Here is an 18,533-nt window from a genome sequence, read left to right on the forward strand (position 1 = left end):
TCCGTCTCGTTTGGTCGTCACCCGCGTTTTCAGTGGTCACCCGTCCAGCTCACCGGCCTGCAGGGAACGAGCCGTTGCGACGATCCGTCCCAGGGCTGCGGCGTGGCACCGGAACTCCTGTCGGCCCTCAGGTGTGAGCCGTATCAGGGTGCGGCGTCCGCCTACGTGCTTGTCCTTGCGGACCTCGACGTAGCCCTTGGCCGCAAGCGAGGAAAGCTGTTTGGAGAGCGCGGAGTCGCTGGTGGGGATCGCGTCTCGCAGGAACCCGAACTCCGTCCAGCTCGTCGGCGCCAGCAGCGCGACGATCGTAAGCCGCGCGGGAACATGCAGGAACTCGTTGAAGCCATCGTCCATCAGCGACTCTCGCTCTCGTCACGTCCACGCTGCTGACGTGCCACGACCGTGGCCCCCCACTTATGCGCGATCAGTACGCCCGCCCCGCACACTGCGGCGGCCGCCACCACGTGCGGGACCGGTACGCCGACGGCACCTGCTACGTCCGAAAACAACCGGAACAATCCCACGAGTCCCAGCCCGGCTGCTACTCCGTAGAGCGCGCCCCTATGGGTGAGGGGCATGCGGACGGGCGCCTTGCGCAGGTAGGCCGCGATCGTGCCCGCTGCCAGCAACAGCGATGGGAAAAGCACCGCCCCGCCCCAGGGATTCGGCAGGTCGTAGGAGGCGAACGCCGCGAGCACGAGTAGCGCCCCGGCAAGAAGGTAGGGCCAGGACAGTCCGTAGCGCACGTGCTCGGCGTGGGCCTGCTCGCGTCGGCGCCGAACGTCGTCCAGTGCGTCCTGCGCATCGTGAAATGTCATGTGGCTTCCCGCCCTCGCCCGACTCACGTACTTTCCTCACAGGAAAGTACCAGGCGTTTCCCTGCGAGGAAAGCAAGGGTCGGGGGCACGAAGAAGGCGACCTCTTCAGCCCGCGTCGGCACGGAGGTAGCGGGTCAGGATCAGCCGCAGAGTGGGGAGTTGCTCAGCGGGACGGAAGGCGGGGTCGGTGGCGGTGCCGGTATACAGCGATGCGATCAGAGTCGTGATCCACGAAGCCGTGGTGTCGGGATCCAGTTCAGAGCGAGCCCTACATAGGACACGGTCCAACGCGCGGTTCTCGTTCTCTCGGCGGGCTTTGCGCTGGGCTGGAGGCACACTCGGCCAGCCCGTGTTCTACCCGCTTGACGCCTGATCGCCTGGCCTCAGGTCGTGGAACCGAGGTTCTCTCGCGCCCATTCCTCCACCGTGGTTCCGGGACGCCCTAGAACCGTGCGTACGTCGTCGCGGACAACGGCTTGGAATCCCATGTTGCCGAGCACGGTCTGACGCATCGTCGCGACGGCGCTCTCCATGTATAGGCGATCGGCGGCTGAGGGGATCGAGTTCACGTAGGCCGCCAAGTCGTCAGGGCCCGACACAGTGCACGTGATCTCGGTTCCCACCACCTTGCTGAGGATCTCGGCGACCTGCGGGCCTGTGACTACTTGTGTGCTCAGCCAGTAGTTCTCGCCACCGTGTGCGTCCGGTCCTTCACGTAGCACCGCAGCGGCGACCGCGGCAATGTCAGCGGCGCACACCCACCCGATCGCTGCCTCCTGCCAGGAAACATTGAACGAGCCCGTCTCGGCGACCGTGGCCAGCACCGTGTCGGTGATGACGTTGGGGTGCAGGTGCGTCCACGCGATGCCGCTGGCCTGGATGTAGGTCTCGATGAGTTCGTGCCAGCTGTAGTGCGGAATCCTGTCACAGCCCGAGCCGAACACTCCGAGGTGGACGATGTGCTCCACCCCCGCCTGTGCGGCGGCGTCGACGAGCATCTTGCTCTGGTAGAGCATGTCCGCGGTGTAGCCGGTCAGGAGGAAGACCCGGTCGACCCCTTCCAGCGCTTCGGCGAAGTGCTCGGGCTGGCTCAGGTCCAGCACGACGGCTTCGCGCCCCTGGTCGCGCCACTGGTCGGCAACGTCGGTGCGCCTTGTCGCGAGGCGGATCTCAAGGTCCTCGTGATTCTTGTCCAGTTCCTTGACCAGCTGCGATCCGACTTTTCCGGACGCGCCGATGATGAGGGCTGTAGCCACGGTGGATACCTTTCTGTTCTGCGAACCCGAGCACATCCGCCGACCCGCTGGTGCGACGGAGCAGGTTCAGGTCGCGGTTGTGTTCTTGGTCAGCGCGTCCATGAGGAGCTCGACGAGCCGGTGGGCCCGTTCCTTGGTGCTGTGCTGCGCCGAAGAGGCGACACTGCCCACCAGGAGCAGGGCATCGCCCGGGGTGATGTCGGCGCGCAGGGTGCCGTCCCGGGCACCAGCGTCGAGCAGGGTGGTGACGGCACCGTTCAGGAGTGTGTGGGTATGGGCGTAGGGGTCGACGTCGGGAGCGAGGGCAGCGTTGAGGGCAGCGCACATGTTGCTGTTGGCCATCGCGTGATCCAAGAAGTGCTCCAGCCATGCCCGGGTGGCCTCGGCGGCTGTGCACCGGGCTGCGAGGTCGGTCGCTTTCTCGCACACGCGGGCGATCTGCTGGCTGTGGGCGGCGACGAGGAGGGCCTCTCGGGTCGGGAAGTGCCGGTAGAGCGTGCCGACCCCGACGCCCGCCTGCTTGGCGATGGCGGCCGGCGTGGCCTGCGGTCCCTGCTCGGCGAAGGCGCGCGCGGCGATCTCCAGCAGGCGGTCGCGGTTCTGCAGCGCGTCGCTCCTGGTCCTGCGGGGAGCGGTGGACATGCGGATTCCTCCTTCGATCACCCAACCCACGTTCCGGAATGTGTTCCGTTTAAAACGGTAAGCGGAACGCGTTCCGTTAAAACTGTACCCCGCCCTCGGAGAGCGCTATGCCGGGGCTCACCGCCCTGCGCGGCTTCGGCGAGCGCTCCTATCGGCCTGAGGCGACCATGAATCCATGGTCGCCTCAGCACCTTCGGAACGGTCCAGGCGGGATCGGGTAACGCCATGACCGCCCGCAGCAGTGTCGTGCGGCTCACACGTATGTGCAGAGCAGCAGCAAGACGGCTTTCGGCCCGACCCGCGAGAGCGACGGCGACAGCCTACGGAAACCGCCGAGCGGGAGGCGTGCGGCGACTGTAGCGAGCAGTCAGGCCCTCGACTTGCTCGACGAACGTCCGCCGCCAGCAACGAGCGTTCTCTCAGCCGGCCCGCCGTGGGGTCAGTCCTCTCCGAGACGTTTCGCCTGCCGGTCCGCCGCACCGAGGACACTGTCGAGCAGGCCCGGGAAGAGGGCGTCCAGGTCCTCTGTCCGCAGGCCGCTCAGCTTGGCGGTGCCACGGTAGGTCTGCCGGATCACACCGCTTTCGCGCAGCACCCGGAAGTGATGCGTGCTGGTGGACTTGGTGACCGGAAGCTCGAAACGGGAGCAGGCCAGTTCGTCTGCGGCGCCTGCCAGTTGGCGCACGATCCGCAGTCGCATCGGGTCGGAGAGCGCATGGAGCACGCCCTCCAGGCGGATCTCGTCCCGCGAGGGGTGGGCGAGCGCACGGGCGGCATTCGACGTCACTGTGGCTCCACTTCGTCCGGGCTGTCCATTGTACGAGATCTGTCGTAGTTTTACCGGCGGGTGGCGACCACCAGACGGGCGCGGGGACTGCCGTCCGGCCCTCGGCCGAGGGCCGTGAGCGGAATCAGCCGCACGGAGAATCCGGTGCGGCCGAGATCCTCCACCACATCCGGAAGCCGGAACGTCCGGTAGTACATGACGAACGGCGGACGCCACAGCGCGTTGCGCACGCGCATGGCCGCGTCGAAGCCGAGCAGCGACCAGTAGGCACGCGAACCCACCGGGGGCGGCGCACCGACCGGGAAGACGAACCGGCCACCCGGTCGCAGCGAGGCGTACACCTGCCTGAACAGTTCGGGGCGCTCCCTCGGCAGGAAGTGGCCGAACGCCCCGAGGCTGAGAGCGACATCGAAGACCGGCGCGAAGGGCAGAGCCAGCGCATCGGCACGTACCCAGTCCACCACCGGACCGCCGTCGGGCCCTGTCCGTGCAGCCCTTGTCTGTGCAGCCCGTGCTGCTTGCGCCGCCTGCGCCACGGCGAGCATTCCGGCGCTGAAGTCGACTCCGGTGACCCGCTCACGGCACAGCCCGCTCAGTACGCCGACACCCGCTCCGGTGCCGCAGCAGACGTCGAGCCCTCTGTCGAAGGGCCCGAGGGGGCGCACCGCCCGGGTGACGGCGTCGAGCACCCGGTCCGGGGTCCGGTAGGGCGTCCGGTCGAACTTGGGGGCGAGCAGGTCGTATCCGCGCATCGTCGACGAAAGCGCCTGAACGGCCAGTTCGCGGAGGGTCGGGCCCTGTGGAGTGAACATCGCGGATCAGCGTACCGAGAAAGGCCCGGGCCCCCCGACCCGGGCACACCTCGTGTCAGACAGCCCGCTGGTACTGCTCGGGCGTCGGAACATCGCCGCCGAGCGCGCGCGAGGCGTTGCGGGCGAAGTAGGGGTCGCGCAGCAGTTCCCGTCCGAGCAGAACGGCGTCCGCGCGCTCCTCCGAGAGGATCTTCTCGGCTTGTACTGGGTCGGTGATCAGGCCGACGGCGGCCACCGGAAGGCCGGCCTCGGTGCGGACCCGCTCGGCGAACGGCACCTGGTAGCCCGGCCCCACGGGGATCTGCGCCCGCGGCGCGAGCCCGCCTGTGGAGACGTCCAGCAGGTCGACGCCGTGCGCCCGCAGTTCGCGTGCGAAGCGGACGGTGTCGTCCGCCGTCCAGCCCTCCCGCTCGTCGTCCGCGTTCTCGGTCAGCCAGTCGGTGGCGGAGATGCGGAAGAACACCGGGAGTTCTTCGGGCCACACGGCCCGGACCGCGTCCACGACCTCCAGGGCGAAGCGGATGCGGTTCTCGAAGGAACCGCCGTAGGCGTCGGTCCGGTGGTTGCTGTGCGGGGAGAGGAACTCACCGATCAGATATCCGTGTGCGCCATGGACCTCGGCGACGCGGAAGCCGGCCGCGAGCGCCCGGCGGGCGGCATCCGCGAACTGGGCCACGACCTGCTGGATGCCCTCGGTGGTCAGCTCGGCGGGAACCGGGTGGCCCTCGTCGTACGCGACCGGGCTCGGGGCGACCGGCTGCCAGCCCGCGCCGTCCGGGGTGCCGGCCTCGACCGGACCGCCGCCGCGCCAGGGGCGGTCCGTCGATGCCTTGCGGCCGGCATGAGCGAGCTGGATGCCGGGAACGGTCCCGTGCCGCGTGAGGAAGTCGGTGATGCGGCGCAGGGCGTCCGCCTGGCGGTCGTTCCAGATGCCGAGGTCGGCGGGGCTGATCCGGCCCTCCGGGCTGACGGCCGTGGCCTCCACCAGGATCAGGCCCGTGCCGCCCGCCGCACGTGCGGCGTAGTGGGCGAAGTGCCAGTCGTTCGCCGCGCCCGTGTCCGGCCCGGTCGTCTCCGCGCTGTACTGGCACATCGGGGCCATCCAGATGCGGTTGGGAATGGACAGCGACCGCAGGACGTAGGGCTCGAAGAGTGCGCTCACGGGAGACTCCGCTTCCTCTGGATGCGACGATGCGACGGGCAGGACAGGCGGGCGGACATGCCGAGCACGCCTTGTACGAGATTCACCGTACTACGAGATTCACCGTACTACGGGAATCGTCGAATTACGAAGCCTCTCGTACGACCGACTCGGGTCCTCCCTGTCACTTCCGCGGCCGCAGCCGCCGCCTGAGCCTGATGTCGGTGTCGGCCGCGTACGTCTGGCTCCAGCTGCGTCCGCCGCCCGACGTCCATGTCACCTGGACGTTCGCCCCGTCCACCCTGACGCCCTCCACCGTCATGGCCCGGTCGCCGTCGCGTACGTCGCCCCGGAGCAGTTCGCCGGCCTTGACGGTGACCGGATCCGACAGACGCGCGTTCTCCACCTCCTCGGCCGCCCCGACGAGCGCCGCGGCCAGTTCCCTGGCCGCGGCCGGGGAGCAGGACCAGGAGGCGCCGTCCGACGGGCCCGCGATCAGGATCCCGACCCTGGGGTTGCCCTCGGCCGGGCCGGGGGTCACCTCCAGCGCCGCACCGCGTCCCTCGGTGTCCTCGATCTCGATGCTCATGCCTGTCGCCTCCTCGTCCCGCTCCGGTCAGCTCAGCCGGAGACTCTCCGGCGGGCCCAGATAGCTGGGCTTGAGGCCGCCGGTGTCCACCACCAGGTTCTGCAGCACCACCGTCGGGTCGACCATCCAGAATTTCAGCACATGTACGCCGGCCCGGCCGATGTGGTGTGCGGTGCTGGTGCGGTTGACGTTGTCCGAGGTGTTACGGGCCCACTGCGGGTTCATGGTGCCGTCGTCGGCGCCGGTGACCGCGGTGACGTTGACGGACTGCGGGGCGTCGTCGTCGAAGGAGACGGCGTACGTGAGCCCGTCGGCCGCCCGTGCGTTGTTCCGGGGCGAGAGATACGCCCAGACGGTGACCGGCCCGGTGGTGAACAGACTGACCCGGTATTCCAGCCTCGGCCCCTTCCCGCCCGGCGTCCGGCGTGCGGCCGTGACCGGGAAGGGCTCCATGCCCGAACCGGTGCGGCCGATGCCGGGGATGCGCTGCCAGGAGATGCCGTCGCGGCCCAGCGCCCGGTGGAAGTGGTCCGCCTCGATGGAGACGTAACCGTTCGCCTCGACGAAACCGGCGAGCTGTGCGCGCTGCGCCCGGGGGCGGTCGATCAGGGCCTGGACGACCACCTCGCTGCCACCGGGGCCGGAAACGGTGACCGGAACCCGGGTGACGCCCTCGGGTGCCCGTGACCAGTCGACCCTGAAGGTGACGCGGGTCTGGGCGTCCACCCGCCCCCGCGTCCGGTCGGCGACCAGCCAGGGCGCCCCCGTGCGGATGCGGTAGTCGAAGGGTTCGGAGCCGCGGTTGAACACCTCGACGTACTGCGCCGGCTGGCTCTGGTACGGGCTGAAGACCGGCAGCACGGGCTCGGCGCCGTCCTGCCCCGCGGCCGGCCACCATGCTGCCGAGCCGTCGATGGCCACCCCCATGTCGGCAGCGCGCGGGAGTTCGATGCGGCGCACGGCGGGGAAGATCTCATCGGCGATCGCCACGTTGTCGAGCTCGGGCTGCTGCCAGGGAGCGTTGGGGCCGTAGCGGTCCACATCGCCGTAACCGATGTGCGGCTGGGTCTGGAAGCCCTCCCACTTCCCGTCGGCCACCTCGGTGTTGAAGCGGCGCGCCAGCGCGAAGTCGTCGGCGAGCCTGGCCTCGGCGGTGGCCGCGAGCTGGTTGGTGAGGGCCCGGCCCTGGGGCGCGTAGTGGAGGTTGGTGAACTCGGCTTCCCGCAGGGCGTACAGGTTGGCGGTCGCCCTGACCTCGTAGCCGACCAACTGGTACCAGGCGTCCTGGGCCGAGGCGGGGAGCTTGCGCCCGATGCGTGCCGCCGCGGTGTCCAGACGCTGCCAGTCCTCCGTGACCCGCTCCAGCTCGCGGTAGTCGGTCAGGCTGAAGGGGGTGGCCCGGTCGTCGTAGACGATGGCGGACGAGTCCTTCGCCGGGTCCTTGGCGGGGTCGAGGGTGATCCTCCGGTTGAGCAGTTCGGGCTTGCGGCGGGACTGCAGCTGGGCGTAGGTCCGCAGGACGGCGGCCACGTCCTCCGCCTGCTTCTCGCCGAAGTTCTGCCGGGCGTACTGCTCTTCCCACTCCGGGATCCGGTCCAGGGTCCAGCGGTCGGGGTTCCAGGCGTACTCCAGGAGGAACTGGGTGGGCAGTTCGTTGCCCTTGAGGTCTCCAACGTTGGTGATCCAGAGGCCGTGGTTGCCGTAGGCCGCGCTCTGGTGGAGCTGGTCCCACATGTTGGGGAGCGAGGCGGTGTCGACCCACTTGTAGTTGCGTCCCACCCCGACGTAGTCGAAGTGGTAGTAGAGGCCGTAGCCACCGCTGCGGTCGTCGTTCTTCAGGTCGGGCAGCTTGCGGATGTTGGCCCAGTTGTCGTCGGTGAGGACGACGGTGACGTCGTCGGGGACCCGCAGCCCGCGGTCCCAGTAGCGCTGGACCTCCTTGTAGAGCGTCCACACCTGCGGAACGTCCGAATCGGAGCCGAGTTCCTCGGCGAGGATCCGGCGCTGGGTGGCGATGATCTCCGTCATCAGTTCGATGCCGTCGCCGTCGGGCAGGCTGACGTCGCCGTTGCCCCGCATCCCGAGGGTGACCACGCCCTCGAAGTCCTCGTCCGCCATGCGGCGGATGCCCTGCCTCCAGTAGGCCTTGATGGCCTCCGCGTTGCGGCGGAAGGACCATTCGCCGGTGCCGCCGAAGGGGTCGTGGCCGGGCTTGGTGATGTTTCCGGCACTGTCGCGCACCGCGGCGACGGCGTGCCGGTTCCATTCCTCGATGCCCCGCATCATGGGGGCCTCGTGCGAGGTGCCCATGACGACGCCGTACGCCTTCGCTGTGGCGTGGTTCTGCGGGTCGTCCTCGGCGAAGGCACGGCCCCAGACTGCGGGCCACAGGTAGTTGGCCTTGAGCCGCAGCATCACTTCGAAGATCTTGGCGTAGAAGTCGGCGTTGAATCCACCCTCGAAGCCGGGCGCCTTGCCGGGGCCGAAAAAGGCAGGAGCCCAGGTCCCCAGCGCCGGGTTCTCGTCGTTGATGAAGAATCCGCGGTACTTCACTGCGGGGGTGCCCTGGCTGTGCAGACCGGGCAGGGCGTACAGCGCGTCACGGTGTACGGGCGTGACGTCGTCCCACCAGTACCAGGGCGAGACGCCGATGCCCCGGGAGACGTCGTACGCGCCGAAGATCGTGCCGCGCTGGTCGCTGCCCGCGATCACGAAGGCCCGGTCCACGCCCGGCAGCGGCTTTTCCACCACGGCCTGCAGGCTGGTCTCCCACTTTCCCGCGAGGGAGGAGACCTTGAGCTTGCGCGCGGCGACGAGGCCGTCGATCAGCGGGCTGCGGCCCAGGGTTCCCACGAGTACGATCTCGCGGCTGCCCTTGGGGACGGTGTCGTGCGCGAGCACGGGGAGGACCCCCGTGACGCGCTCGATGTCCGCCCGGAGGTCACCGGCCACCCGCACGACGCCCGCGTGGTCGCTGTCGCTGACCACGATCGGGGCCGCCCTGCCGGCCCTCACCAGCGGGAAGGCGCCGGAGCGCGGGGTGAAGGAGATGTAGGCACCGGGGTCCGTGGGCCGGAGGGTGGCGGGGCCGCCGGACATCGGTGTCGTCGCCGCGGCCTCGCCCGTGATCCCCATAAGGGACCCGAGCGGTGTGGCCGCGAGCGCCGTCAGGCCCAGGCCGGCCCCCAGGATCGATCGGCGACTGCTGTGGTGCGGGATGTGCTGGTCCATACTGCTCTCCCAGTTTTGTTCACACTCTTGACAAATTGAACGGGTGTGGTTCCTCGACGTGTGTTCGGGTGGAGGGGTGAAACCGTCAGTCGATGGCGCCGGACGCCGCGGCGGGCTGGGCAGCGGTGGCTGTCACCGCTTCGCCGTCACCGTCGGAAGCGGGTGACAGGGCTGCCACGATCGCGTCGGCGGTGTCGTCGGGCTCCGGGCTGATCAGACCGACGGCGACGTACACCACCAGCGAGGTGACCAGCGGGGTGACGATCACCAGGGTCTGGTCCGTGCTCTCGAGCACGAACTTCACGAGGACGTAGCCCAGGAGCCCCAACGCCCAGGAGGACAGGGCCGCGCGGGGCCCGAACCGGCGGAAGGCCGGCAGCAGCCCCAGCAGCATCGGGATGGAGATGGGTCCCATCACGGCCGCGACGAGTCCGACGATGATGCCCAGCACACCACCGAAGTGGTCCGCCTCGATGGCGACGATCATGCTGATGGTGATGAACACGACGGTGCACACCCGGGCGACGAGGAGTCCGGTCGCCGGGGACAGGTCCCTGGCACGGCGGACCACCGCGGGGATGATGTCGCGGGTGACGACCGCGGAGACCGCGTTGGCGTCCGACGAGGCCATCGCCATCGTGTGGGAGAACATTCCCGCCAGGGTCAGACCGACGAGCCCGGCGGGAAGGTACGACTCCGCCATCAGCGCGTAGACCTTCTCCGGGTCGGCGATGCCTGGCAGGAGTACGGCCGCGGCGACGGGCGGGAACAGCAGCACCGCCGGCCACACCACGTACAGGAGCGCCGAGAGCCCTGCGGAACGGCGTGCGGCCTTCGGGGAGTCCGTGGCCATGTACCGCTGGGCCAGGTTCCACATCCCGCCGTTGTACTCGAAGAGCTTCACGACGACGTAGGCGCCGAGGAAGGTCGCCGTGTACGGGCCGACGAGCGGCTGCCCGTGCCCGTCCGGCAGCCTGTTCCAGATGGTTCCGAGGCCCCCCACGCCGTCACCCAGCCGGTCCAGCACGACCCAGAGCATGGCGAGCGCGGCAGCCCCCTGGATGATGAACTGCCCGAAGTCGGTGAGCGCGTCGGCCCACAGTCCGCCCACGGTGCAGTAGAGGAGGGTGACGATGCCGGTGATCAGGATGCCCACCGTCATCGACATGCCGGTGAACACGTTGAGCAGTACCGCCACTGACGCCCACTTGGCGGCCACGTCGAACACCTTGAGCAGGGCGCCGCTCCACGCGAGCGCCTGCTGTGTGGGCACGTTGTACCGCTTGGCCAGGTACTCCAGCGGCGAGGCGACCGCGTAACGCTGCCTCAGCCGCTGCCAGCGCGGTGCGAACAGCCAGGCGCCCACGGCTGTTCCCAGCGCGAGCGGCAGGAAGGCCCACACGTAGACGGTGATGCCGTAGCTGTACGCGATGGCGGCGTAGGCGACGAACACGGCCGCGCTGTACCCGGACATGTGATGGGAGATACCGGAGAGCCACCAGGGCATCCGGCCGCCCCCGGTGAAGTAGTCACTCACGTTGCCTACGCGGCGGTGCGACCACAGGCCTATGAGCAGCATCACCAGGAAATAGCCGCCCAGGGCGGCCCAGTCGAGCGGGGCCATGAAAACTCCTTGATCTGCATCGGATCGCACCGCGGCCGGCCAGGAGCCGACGGCCGCGGCGGATCACCAACGGGGCGTCTTCTTCTCGTAGTACGGGTCGATCCGCTGCATGTAGCCGGTGTCGTCCCGGTTGCGCAGTCCGCACGCGATGTACTGCTCGTGCAGACGGGCAAGCGCGTCACGGTCGAGTTCGATGCCGAGTCCCGGCCCCCGGGGGACCTTCACGGCGCCGTCGGCGAAGGCCAGCGCGCCGGGGACCACGACCTCCTCGGTCTTCCACGGCCAGTGGGTGTCACAGGCGTAGGTGAGGTTCGGTGTCGCGGCCGCCAGATGGGTCATCGCCGCCAGGCTGATTCCGAGATGCGAGTTGGAGTGCATCGACAGACCCAGGCCGAAGGTGTCGCAGATCCCGGACAGCAGGCGGGAACGGTTGAGACCGCCCCAGTAGTGGTGGTCGGAGAGCACCACCTGGACGGATCCCTGCTCGACGGCGGGCGCAAGGTGCTCGAAGGCGACGACGCACATGTTGGTGGCGAGGGGGATCGATGTCTCCCGAGCCACCCGCGCCATACCGTCGAGATCGGGTGTCGGATCCTCCAGGTACTCCAGGACACCCTCGAGGCGGCGCGCCACCTCGATCGAAGTGGCCACGCTCCAGGCCGCGTTGGGGTCGAGCCGCAGCGGCAGCGCGGGAAATGCCTCGCGCAGGGCCAGGATCGCCTGGACCTCCTCCTCGGGCGGGCGCACCCCGCCCTTCAGCTTGACCGCCGAGAATCCGTACTCGGTGATCATGCGTCGGGCCTGGGAGACGATCGCGTCCGGGTCCAGTGCCTCGCCCCAGCTGTCCGGCTCGGCCCCCGGGTGCGCGGCCCACTTGTAGAAGAGGTAGGCGCTGAACGGGACGGAGTCCCGTACCGCACCGCCGAGAAGGTCACTCACCGGGCGGCCTGCCGCCTTGCCCTGGATGTCCAGGCAGGCCACCTCGAACGGGGAGAACACCCGGTCCACGGCGCTGCTCGTGGTGATCATTCCGGTGAGTCCGGATCCCCCGGTTCCGCTGTCGCCGGCCAGCACGTCGGCCACCCTGCGGTGCATGGCACCGAGCGCGTACACGTCCATGCCGGTGACGGCCTCCGCGGCTGCCCGCAGCCGGTGCAGATGCCCCTCGTCCGCGTAGGTCTCGCCGAGACCGACCAGGCCGTCGGCCGTGTCGACCTCGACGACCGCACGCAGCGCGAAGGGTTCGTGCACACCGACCGCGTTCAGCAGAGCCGGGTCCCGGAAGGCAACAGGGGTGATTCTCACTCCGGTGATCCGGAGGTCTTCCGTCATTCCGTAGCCTCTTCCGTACCTATGAGCATGTGTGCGTTCCGTGCCGCCCGGCGGCGAGCGTCAGGGTCTGACGCAGCGTGCCGAAGGCGGGCTCGGCAGTGCTGTTCTCGTCGAGGACGTTCGCCGCCCCCTCGCCCGGGAACGTGGGAGGAACCCAGGAGTACGTGTCGCTGAAGCCCCACATGGTGAAGGCGCTGCAGCGCGGGGGGAGCAGGCAGCCGCGCAGCAGGACGGCGTGGCCCTCGGCCTGCGCCTCGCGCTTCGTGCTGTCGGCGGGCGGCGGCGTCCGTACGTCGGCCTCGGTCATCGCGGTCTCGGGGCCGAGTCGGTCGAAGCGCAGCATGTTCTCGGCGCTGTCAGGGGCACGGTAGCGGCGGCGCCGACGGCCGCCGAGCGGTTTGCCTTGGACATGACAGATGCCTTTCCGTAGTGGCGCCCCGTCCGGAACCCTCGACTCGGGCCGAGGGCTCCGGGTCGGCCTTCGAAAGTTTCGACATCACCTCCGCCCGCCCCCGGGCGTGCGGAGCGGGCGGGCAGGGAACCGCTGCCCCTGCCTGTCGGTTCCCCGGGACAACCGGCCTGTCAGTTCTCCGGGACAACCGGCTCGTGCGACGTGGTGCAGACGAGCCGGCGACGGTGATCGACGGTGCGTTCGGGCCCGGTGAGGCGCAGCCGTACCGTGTGCCGGACGTCGGCTTGGTCGCTGGATGCGGCGAAGCGCAGCTCGATGTCGCCGGGCTCGACTATGCGGCGCCCGCCCGTCCCGGTGAAGGACACCAGGTCCGCGTGGAAGCGGAAGCGGACCCGCCGGGTCTCCCCCGCGGCGAGCGGCACGCGGGCATAGCCGATCAGCCGCGACTCGGGACGGGTGGTCTGGGCGACCGGGTCGTGGACGTAGAGCTGGACGACTTCGGCGCCGTCGCGTTCGCCGCTGTTGCGGACGGTGAGCTCGAGGTCGACGGCGCCGTCGGTGGGCAGCTCGGCCGGGACAGGAGCGCCGGCCTCCCAGTCGAAGGAGGTGTACGAGAGTCCGTGGCCGAACGGGTGGAGCGGGGTCGGGTCCAGGTTGCTGACCCCGTTGACCCGGCCGAGCGGCGGCTGCAGGTAGGTCCACGGCTGGCCGCCGGGACCGTTGGGGACACCGATGGGCAGCCGTCCGGAGGGGTTGACCCGCCCCGAAAGCACGCCCGCCAGTGCCGGTCCGCCCTCCTCGCCCGGGAAGAAGGCCTGCACACACCCGGCCAGCCGGTCAGCCCGGCCGCCGAGCGCGTACGCGCGGCCCGTCAGCAGCACGAGGACCACCGGGGTTCCCGTGTCCAGCAGCGCGTCAAGCAGCTCGGCCTGGATACCCGGCAGGGACAGGTCGGCCGCGTCGCAGCCCTCGCCCGAGGTGCCGCGGCCGAACAGGCCGGCCCGGTCGCCGAGCACCGCCACGCAGACATCGGCGCCACCGGCCAGTTCGACGGCCTGCGCGATTCCGGAGGCGTCCGCCCCGTCGACGTCGCAGCCTTCCGCGAAGTCGATCCCCGCACCCGGGAATTCCTCGCGCAAGGACTCGAGCACGGTCGGAACGGCGATACCCATCGGCATCTCGGGATGCAGCACGCCCACATGGCTGGGGAAGGAGTAGCAGCCGAGCATGGCCAGCGGGTCGTCGGCGCGCGGCCCCACGACCGCGATCCGACCGGTGCCGCCGAGCGGCAGCACATCGCCGGGGTTGGCGAGCAGCACACAGGACCGCTCGGCCAGGAGCCTGGCCAGGGCCCGGTTCCGCGGCGGGTCGAGGTCCACGGTGCCGCGTGCCCGGTCCGGGTCCACCCCGTCGAGCGCGGCGGGCAGGACCGGCCGTTTCGGGTCGAGCAGCCCGAGCTCGCACTTCTGCAGAAGGACGCGGCGAAGGGCCCGGTCCACCAGTTCCTCGGCCACCACTCCCTCACGCACGGCGGCGATGAGCTCGTCACCGTAACTGCGTACGGTGGGCAGTTCCACATCGACGCCCGCGGTGAGCGCGAGCCGGGCGGCATCGGCGCGACCGGCGGCCACCTTGTGCAGGGTCTCCAGGAACCCGATGCCGAAGTAGTCGGCGACGACGGTCCCGCCGAACCCCCAGGTGTCCCTGAGCAGCTCGGTGAGCAGGGCCGGGTCGGCGGCGGCGGGCACCCCGTCGATCTCGGCGTACGAGTGCATGACCGAGCGGGCACCGCCCTCGCGGAGCGCCATCTCGAAGGGTGGAAGGATCACATCCGCCATCTCCCTGGCGCCCGCGCGGACCGGCGCGAGGTTCCGCGCCCCGGCGGACGCCGAGTAGCCCGCGAAGTGCTTCAGCGTGGCGACGATCCCGGCGGACTCGAGGCCCCGGACGTAGGCCGTACCGATCGTCGCGACCAGGTACGGGTCCTCGCCGATGGTCTCCTCCACGCGGCCCCAGCGAAGGTCCCGCACGACGTCCAGGACGGGGGCGAGCCCCTGGTGGACACCGACCGACCGCATGTCGGCGCCGATCTGGCGGGCCATCTCCTCGACGAGCTCGGGGTCCCAGGCCGCGCCCCAGGCCAGCGGCACGGGATAGGCGGTGGCGCCCCATGCGGTGAAGCCGGCGAGGCACTCCTCGTGGGCCAGCGCCGGGATGCCGAATCTGCCGGCCTCGGTGATCCGGGCCTGTGCCCGGGCCAGTGCGACGGCGCCGACACCCGGGTCCACCGGGGCGGTGCCGAACGGCCGGGTGAGCTGGCCGAGTCCGCGGGTGGTGAGCTCCTCGAAGTCGACCGGGTCGACCATGTCGTTCTGGTGCGGTGCGACCCCGTCGCCCTCGGCGTCGGCGCCCACCCAGATTCCGTAGAGCTGTGCGGCCTTCTCCTCGAGGGTCATCCGGGTGATGAGGTCGGCCACCCGCACCTCTGGGGTGAGCGAGGGGTCGCGCCAGGGGCCGTCGGCCTCGGGTACCGGGTCGGCTGTCCGGACTTGGGGGTGGGGGTGGATTGCCATGGCGGCAGGGGTTCCTCTCAAGAGTGCGGTGGTGCGGGGCGGCAGAGGTGTCGCTACTTGCCGCCCACCCCCATCAGTCCGTTGACCAGCGCACGCCGGGCCACGAGGTACACGGCGAAGATGGGCACGACGGAGAGCACGATCGCTGCCAGCACGGCCGGGATGTTCACGCCGAACTGGGTCATGAAGTTGAACAGCCCCAGCGTCAGCACCCGGTTCTCCTCCGACTGCGTCAGGATCAGGGGGAACAGGAAGCCGTTCCACGCCTGGAGTGCGGAGAAGATCGCCACCGTGCTGATGCCGGCCTTGGAGAGCGGAATCGCCAGCTGCCACAGCATCCGCACGGGCGAGGCGCCGTCGAGGGACATCGCCTCGTACATCTCCTCCGAGACGTCCCGCATGGTGCCGCTGAGCACCAGGACGGCAACCGGCATGGAGAACGCGGCAGTCGGCAGGATGATCGCGTACAGGGTGTCGTAGAGACCCATCTTGCCGATCAGCAGGTACAGGGGCACGATCACCGCCTGCGCCGGGATCGCCACACCGAGCAGGAACGTCCGGAACGCCAGCGAGGAGAGGCGGCTGCGGGTGCGCACCGCCACGTACGCCACCGGGACGGACAGCACCAGCACGATGGCGACCGTGGACACCGCGACGATCGCGGTGTTGCCGAGCAGTGTGAGGAACCCGCTGTTCAGCACGGTGTTGTAGTTGTCGAACGTCGGATCCGTCGGGAACGCCAGCGGGTCGCCGTTCAGCGCCTCGTCCTGCCGCATGAGCGACGCGGAGACCAGCGTGTAGAGCGGCACCAGGACGATCACGAGCCAGACCAGCGAGCCCAGTCCGGCCAGCGGGTTGCCCAGCAGCTTCCGGCGGCGGGCGGAGGCCTGATGGCGCTTCAGGGTCGGCGAGTTCCGCTGCGGGGCAACGGGGCGGGTGTCGATCGACATCGCGTCACATACCTTCCCGGGTGGACCGCATGGATCCGAAGCCGCTGAAGCGGACCAGGATCAGCGAGAGACTGGTGGCCACGACGACCAGTGCGGTGGCGATGGCCGCGGCGTAGCCCAGGTCATAGGTCTGGAAGCCGGTCCGGTACATCAGGTACGGCAGGATCGTCGTGTCCGTGCCGGGACCGCCCTTGGTCATGATGAGCACGGTGTCGAAGTAGGTCAGCGAGCCGACGATCATCAGCACCGACGAGGTCGTCATGGTGTGGCGCAGCTGCGGCAGGGTGATGTGGAAGAACTGGCGCACCATGCCGGCGCCGTCGATGGCTGCCGCCTGGTAGAGGACCTCCGGGATCTGCCGGGCACCGCCCTGGTAGATCAGCGTGTGGAAGGGCATGAACTGCCAGCCGCCGACGAACGCCACCATGAGCAGCGCGCCCGTGGACGATCCCATGATGTTGGGATCGATTCCGATCCAGGGGCCGATCTCCTTGATCACGCCGAAGTTGGGGTCCAGCAGGGCGTGGAAGAGCATGGCGATCGCGGTGGTGGAGAGCAGCAGCGGAATGAAGAAGACCGCGGACAGCACGGCCCGGCTGCGCTGGCGTCCCGCCGCCCAGACGCCCAGCAGCAGTGCCACAGGGGTCTGGAAGGCCCAGCTGATCGTGGTGAGCAGGAGGCTCAGCCAAGCTGCCTGGCCGAACTCGGAGTCCTTGAACAACCGGGTCCAGTTGTCCAGCCCCGTCAGGGTCGGGGAGTTGAGCCCGTCCCATTCGCAGAAGGAGAGGTAGACGGCGATCGCCAGGGGGACGATCGCGAAGACGGCGAAGAAGAGGATGCCGGGCAGGGCCCAGGCGACCGGGGGGCGGCCGACGTTGCCGACGGCCGCCTTCCTGTCTCCGCGCCTCTTCGCGTGCGGAGTGTGGTGGGACATCGTCAGTGTGCGGCCTTCATTGCTTCGACGAACTGTTCCGGAGTGCTCTTGCCGGCGAACAGCTTGCTGATTTCGGTGAGCAGCGGGGTGGCGTACTGGGCTTCCAGTGCCTGGTCCCACGAGAGGGTGAAGCTCGGGGCCTTCTGGACCATCTGGTACTGGTCGTTGGCGAACTCGGGGTTGGGCGAGGTGCTCAGCATCGAGGCCGCGTTGGAGGTGGTGGGGATGTCACCGTTGTCGACCAGGGCCTTGGCGTAGGTCTTCGACGCCATGGTCTTCAGGAACGCGATGGCGGCGTCCTTGTGTTTGGTACGGGCGTTGACGGACCAGTAGTTGGTCGGGTTGCCCACCACGTTCGCCGGGTCTCCCACACCGCCCGCCACGGTCGGGAACGCGGCCCAGCCGAGGTCCTTCTTGGCGAATTCGGGTGCCTTGCCCAGCTGGGTCGAGTACTCCCACGAGCCCATGAGGTGCATGGCGGCCTTGCCCTTGTTGAGCAGGGTCGGGGCTCCGCCGTTGCCGTAGTCGACCGAGTTGAAGTTCTTGCCGAACGCGCCGTCGTCGATCAGCTGCTTGACGGTCTGCGCCGTCTTGAGAACCGCGGGGTCGCCCCAGCCGTCGGTGTCGCCGTTCTGGATCTTCTGGAAGACCTCGGGTCCGCCGATCCGGTCCAGCAGGTACTCCATCCACATCAGCTCGGGCCACTTGTCGGAGCCGCCCAGGGCGAAGGGGGTGATGCCCGCGGCCTTGAAGGTGGCGATGGCCTTCTGGAGGTCCTCCCACGTCTTGGGGACCTCGAGCTTGTGCTCGGCGAAGAGGCTCTTGTTGTAGAAGACCATCACGGGCTGCATGCCGCGCATCGGCACCCCGTATATCTTCCCGTCGAGGCTGCCCGCGGTCATGATCGACGGAAGGAAGCCGTCCTTGAGCGTGGCGTCGTTCTTGACGGTCGAGGTGAGGTCGACCAGGTTCTTGGAGTCGACGTACGGCTTGATGGAACCGCCGCCCCAGTTGAAGAAGACGTCCGGGGCGCTGGGCGAGCCCATGGCGCTGCGGAGCTTGTTCACGTAGTCGGTCCCGGGGACCGACACCAGCTTGACCTTGACGTCGGAGGTCTTGTTGAACGTGTCGACCGCGGCCTGCTGTACCTTGACCGCGTCATCGCCGTAGACGTAGGCGGTGATGGTGCCGCCGCCGTCGCTGCCGCTGTCGCCCGAACCACAGCCGGCCAGGAGACCGGCCATCGCCATCGCCGCACCGACTGCGACCCATCTCGTCGTACGTGTGCCCTGAGTGAAAATACCCGACCGCATGACCGCACCCTCTGTCGAATGTTTCGGCTTGGCTTTCGAATGTTGCCGGAACCGTACGGTCGTGTTTCGGGCTCGTCAAGAGGGCAGGACCAAGGATTTACCAACACCGCCCGGCCACC

The 18,533-nt window shown here is 69.2% G+C and carries 16 protein-coding genes; all 16 read right to left on the reverse strand.

Annotated features, from left to right (window positions below; genetic code table 11):
- Window positions 1-36 precede the first annotated feature (36 nt).
- The 16 genes from ABZS61_RS30960 to ABZS61_RS31035 all read right to left on the reverse strand — a co-directional run bounded on the left by ABZS61_RS30960 (window position 37) and on the right by ABZS61_RS31035 (window position 18,351).
- Complete coding sequence (locus ABZS61_RS30960; protein WP_356428526.1) at window positions 37-354, reverse strand: transcriptional regulator; 318 nt, start codon at window positions 352-354, stop codon at window positions 37-39.
- On the reverse strand, window positions 354-818 hold the full coding sequence (locus ABZS61_RS30965; protein WP_356428529.1) for a hypothetical protein: 465 nt from the start codon (window positions 816-818) through the stop codon (window positions 354-356). Before ABZS61_RS30965 ends, ABZS61_RS30960 begins: the two co-directional genes overlap by 1 nt.
- 383 nt (window positions 819-1,201) lie before the next feature.
- Window positions 1,202-2,074 carry an NAD(P)H-binding protein gene (locus ABZS61_RS30970; protein WP_356428532.1) on the reverse strand — a complete coding sequence of 291 codons (873 nt, stop codon included), beginning with the start codon at window positions 2,072-2,074 and terminating at the stop codon, window positions 1,202-1,204.
- A gap of 66 nt (window positions 2,075-2,140) precedes the next feature.
- Window positions 2,141-2,716 (reverse strand): helix-turn-helix domain-containing protein, encoded by a 576-nt coding sequence (locus ABZS61_RS30975; protein WP_356428536.1) that lies wholly within the window; start codon window positions 2,714-2,716, stop codon window positions 2,141-2,143.
- A gap of 439 nt (window positions 2,717-3,155) precedes the next feature.
- Window positions 3,156-3,503, reverse strand: coding sequence for a helix-turn-helix domain-containing protein (locus tag ABZS61_RS30980; RefSeq protein WP_356428539.1), 348 nt, complete (start codon window positions 3,501-3,503; stop codon window positions 3,156-3,158).
- A 50-nt stretch (window positions 3,504-3,553) separates the two neighbouring features.
- On the reverse strand, window positions 3,554-4,315 hold the full coding sequence (locus ABZS61_RS30985; protein WP_356428542.1) for a class I SAM-dependent methyltransferase: 762 nt from the start codon (window positions 4,313-4,315) through the stop codon (window positions 3,554-3,556).
- 55 nt (window positions 4,316-4,370) lie between these two features.
- Window positions 4,371-5,477: an NADH:flavin oxidoreductase/NADH oxidase gene (locus tag ABZS61_RS30990; RefSeq protein WP_356428545.1), complete on the reverse strand. Its 1,107-nt coding sequence runs from the start codon at window positions 5,475-5,477 to the stop codon at window positions 4,371-4,373.
- 163 nt (window positions 5,478-5,640) lie between these two features.
- Complete coding sequence (locus tag ABZS61_RS30995; RefSeq protein ID WP_356428548.1) at window positions 5,641-6,045, reverse strand: hypothetical protein; 405 nt, start codon at window positions 6,043-6,045, stop codon at window positions 5,641-5,643.
- 27 nt (window positions 6,046-6,072) lie between these two features.
- Window positions 6,073-9,276, reverse strand: coding sequence for a glycosyl hydrolase 115 family protein (locus ABZS61_RS31000; protein ID WP_356428551.1), 3,204 nt, complete (start codon window positions 9,274-9,276; stop codon window positions 6,073-6,075).
- Window positions 9,277-9,361: 85 nt separating this feature from the next.
- A complete protein-coding gene (locus tag ABZS61_RS31005) occupies window positions 9,362-10,900 on the reverse strand; it encodes a sodium:solute symporter family protein (protein WP_356428554.1) in 1,539 nt (512 codons plus the stop codon).
- A 63-nt stretch (window positions 10,901-10,963) separates the two neighbouring features.
- A complete protein-coding gene (locus ABZS61_RS31010; RefSeq protein ID WP_356428557.1) occupies window positions 10,964-12,232 on the reverse strand; it encodes a glucarate dehydratase family protein in 1,269 nt (422 codons plus the stop codon).
- Between the two features lie 19 nt (window positions 12,233-12,251).
- The gene (locus tag ABZS61_RS31015) at window positions 12,252-12,575 is read right to left on the reverse strand and encodes an endo-1,4-beta-xylanase (protein ID WP_356428560.1); all 324 of its coding nucleotides are present in this window, start codon (window positions 12,573-12,575) and stop codon (window positions 12,252-12,254) included.
- Window positions 12,576-12,814: 239 nt separating this feature from the next.
- A complete protein-coding gene (locus ABZS61_RS31020) occupies window positions 12,815-15,217 on the reverse strand; it encodes a glycoside hydrolase family 3 N-terminal domain-containing protein (protein ID WP_356428563.1) in 2,403 nt (800 codons plus the stop codon).
- 53 nt (window positions 15,218-15,270) lie between these two features.
- Window positions 15,271-16,167, reverse strand: coding sequence for a carbohydrate ABC transporter permease (locus ABZS61_RS31025; protein ID WP_356428567.1), 897 nt, complete (start codon window positions 16,165-16,167; stop codon window positions 15,271-15,273).
- Between the two features lie 4 nt (window positions 16,168-16,171).
- Window positions 16,172-17,101, reverse strand: coding sequence for a sugar ABC transporter permease (locus ABZS61_RS31030; protein ID WP_356428570.1), 930 nt, complete (start codon window positions 17,099-17,101; stop codon window positions 16,172-16,174).
- Window positions 17,102-17,103: 2 nt separating this feature from the next.
- Entirely contained in the window at window positions 17,104-18,351 is a 1,248-nt protein-coding gene (locus ABZS61_RS31035) for an extracellular solute-binding protein (protein ID WP_356428671.1), read from the reverse strand.
- Window positions 18,352-18,533 lie beyond the last annotated feature (182 nt).

Source organism: Streptomyces sp. NPDC005566, from assembly GCF_040605575.1.
Taxonomy (GTDB): Bacteria; Actinomycetota; Actinomycetes; order Streptomycetales; family Streptomycetaceae; genus Streptomyces.

Bases quoted from the DNA above. Each gene is read 5' to 3' on its own strand.
- ABZS61_RS30960 (WP_356428526.1), bottom strand. From the start codon at position 354: ATGGACGATGGCTTCAACGAGTTCCTGCATGTTCCCGCGCGGCTTACG.
- ABZS61_RS30965 (WP_356428529.1), bottom strand. From the start codon at position 818: ATGACATTTCACGATGCGCAGGACGCACTGGACGACGTTCGGCGCCGA.
- ABZS61_RS30975 (WP_356428536.1), bottom strand. From the start codon at position 2,716: ATGTCCACCGCTCCCCGCAGGACCAGGAGCGACGCGCTGCAGAACCGC.
- ABZS61_RS30985 (WP_356428542.1), bottom strand. From the start codon at position 4,315: ATGTTCACTCCACAGGGCCCGACCCTCCGCGAACTGGCCGTTCAGGCG.
- ABZS61_RS30995 (WP_356428548.1), bottom strand. From the start codon at position 6,045: ATGAGCATCGAGATCGAGGACACCGAGGGACGCGGTGCGGCGCTGGAG.
- ABZS61_RS31000 (WP_356428551.1), bottom strand. From the start codon at position 9,276: ATGGACCAGCACATCCCGCACCACAGCAGTCGCCGATCGATCCTGGGG.
- ABZS61_RS31005 (WP_356428554.1), bottom strand. From the start codon at position 10,900: ATGGCCCCGCTCGACTGGGCCGCCCTGGGCGGCTATTTCCTGGTGATG.
- ABZS61_RS31010 (WP_356428557.1), bottom strand. From the start codon at position 12,232: ATGACGGAAGACCTCCGGATCACCGGAGTGAGAATCACCCCTGTTGCC.
- ABZS61_RS31015 (WP_356428560.1), bottom strand. From the start codon at position 12,575: ATGCTGCGCTTCGACCGACTCGGCCCCGAGACCGCGATGACCGAGGCC.
- ABZS61_RS31020 (WP_356428563.1), bottom strand. From the start codon at position 15,217: ATGGCAATCCACCCCCACCCCCAAGTCCGGACAGCCGACCCGGTACCC.
- ABZS61_RS31025 (WP_356428567.1), bottom strand. From the start codon at position 16,167: ATGTCGATCGACACCCGCCCCGTTGCCCCGCAGCGGAACTCGCCGACC.
- ABZS61_RS31030 (WP_356428570.1), bottom strand. From the start codon at position 17,101: ATGTCCCACCACACTCCGCACGCGAAGAGGCGCGGAGACAGGAAGGCG.
- ABZS61_RS31035 (WP_356428671.1), bottom strand. From the start codon at position 18,351: ATGGCGATGGCCGGTCTCCTGGCCGGCTGTGGTTCGGGCGACAGCGGC.